Source organism: Alcanivorax sp. HI0083, from assembly GCF_001635175.1.
In genome coordinates, this window is the sequence record NZ_LWFX01000194.1 from 1 (window position 1) to 670 (window position 670).

1 pseudogene is annotated in these 670 nt (G+C 53.0%); it reads left to right on the plus strand.

Annotated features, from left to right (window positions below):
* A pseudogene (locus A3754_RS02050) lies at positions 1 to 523 on the plus strand (DNA replication and repair protein RecF); the annotation flags it as partial.
* Positions 524 to 670: the final 147 nt, after the last annotated feature.

Below are 670 nucleotides of genomic sequence, written 5' to 3' on the forward strand. Positions count from 1 at the left end.
TCTGGCTGCGCTACAGCGTGGTTTGGATGAGGCCTTGGTGGTATTGGCTCCCGAGCTGAAAATTCGGCTCAGGCTGCAAACAGGGCTGCAGAAAGATGAGTCCTATGGGCAGGCCCTGGAGCGGCTTCAGCCAGATGATCTACGGCGTGGCTTCAGCCAGGCTGGATTCCATCGCAGTGATATTCGTATTGAAAGTCATGGCGTTGTGGCCCGCGACCGTTTATCCCGTGGGCAGGCCAAATTGGTGGCCTATGGCATGGTGTTGGCCCAGTTACCGTTGATTAGCCAGGCTGGAAAGGTTTGTACGCTGCTGGTGGATGATTTGGCGGCAGAACTGGATGAAGAACATCGTAATCAGTTGTTGGGGTATTTGGCGACTACGGGCCACCAGACACTGATTACAGCGTTGGATATGCCCCAATGGGCTGCCATCGTGAATGACAATAACGCATTACAGGCGGTGGATAGCAAAATGTTCCACGTGGAACATGGCAAGCTGCGCCCCCTCACCGAGAGCAAATAAGGAAATACCATGGCAGAGAAGAATTACGATTCATCCAGCATTAAGGTGCTGAAAGGATTGGATGCCGTACGTAAACGTCCGGGCATGTATATCGGTGATACAGATGATGGCACGGGTCTGCACCACATGGTGTTTGAGGTCGTGGAT